Below are 1328 nucleotides of genomic sequence, written 5' to 3' on the forward strand. Positions count from 1 at the left end.
CATGTTGTCCTTAAGTTTGTAGTTGCAGTTACTTCGTATTGCTGAGCGTTACGTTTGGCTGTGACCCGGGTGGGTCGGGTATGGCTGCCATGTTGGTGCCGGCCCTGGTGGTGCGGCTTGAAAGGACTGGCCGCCCGGCCTGCCTGGACTTCCTCGGGCCGCTGATTGAGATCTGCGATGCGATCGCTTGTTTAAGGAAATGCCGGCGAGGTCGTCCTTGGGGATTCTGTTGGCAGACAAGCGAAAAGAGGTCCGGTGACCGAAGACCAGGTATGGGCTGGCGTCGACGTCGGCAAAGAACATCACTGGGTGTGCGTCGTGGACGGCAACGGCAACATGGTGTTCTCGCGCAAGGTGGTCAACGACGAGCGCACGATCCGCGACCTGGTCGCCGAGGTCGAAAAGCTTGCCGGTGAGGTGTCCTGGGCGGTGGACTTGAGCAACGCGTACGCCGCACTGGTCCTCACGGTGCTGGCCGATGAAGGCAAGACGGTGCGTTACCTTGCGGGCCGGCAGGTGTGGCAAGCATCGGCCACCTACCGGGGTGGTGAATCCAAGACCGACGCCAAAGACGCCCGGGTGATTGCCGATCAATCCCGGATGCGCGGTGCGGACCTGCCGGTCCTGCGTCCCGGCGATGACCTGATCACCGAGCTGCGCATGCTCACCGCCCACCGCGCCGATCTGGTGGCCGATCGCACCCGCACCATCAACCGTCTGCGCCAACAACTGCTGGCCGTATGCCCGGCCCTCGAACGCGTCGCCGAGCTCAGCCAAGACCGGGGTTGGGCGGTGCTGCTGGCGCACTATCAACGGCCGAAAGCGATTCGCCGAACGGGTGTTTCGCGGCTGACCAAAGTTCTGGCAGCGGCCGGGGTGCGCAACGCCGCCACGATCGCGGCTGCCGCGGTGACAGCGGCCAAAGCTCAGACCGTCCGCCTCGCGGGTGAAGATGTTGGCGCCGGATTGGTCGCCGAGCTGGCCCAAGGGGTGATCAACCTCGATGAGCGCATCAAACACACCGACGCGGACATCGAGGAACGATTTCGCCGCCATCCGCTCGCCGAGGTGATCACCAGCCTGCCCGGCATCGGCTTCCGACTCGGCGCCGAATTCCTTGCCGTGGTCGGCGATCCCGCACTGCTCCAATCGCCTGACCAGCTCGCCGCCTGGGCCGGCCTGGCGCCGGTATCCAAAGACTCCGGCAAACGCACCGGCCGGCTGCACACGCCCAAGCGCTACAGCCGCCGCCTGCGCCGGGTGATGTACATGTCCGCGCTGACCGCGATCCGCTGCGATCCCACGTCGAAGGCGTACTACCAGCGCAA

1 protein-coding gene is annotated in these 1328 nt (G+C 65.0%); it reads left to right on the plus strand.

The window, feature by feature from the left end:
* Positions 1-255: 255 nt before the first annotated feature.
* Positions 256-1328, plus strand: a 1073-nt coding sequence (locus tag ACJH6H_RS29720; RefSeq protein ID WP_406776391.1) for an IS110 family transposase, incomplete at its 3' end; no start/stop codon positions are given.

It is taken from the genome of Mycobacterium sp. SMC-21 (assembly GCF_045310825.1).
Lineage (GTDB): Bacteria > Actinomycetota > Actinomycetes > Mycobacteriales > Mycobacteriaceae > Mycobacterium.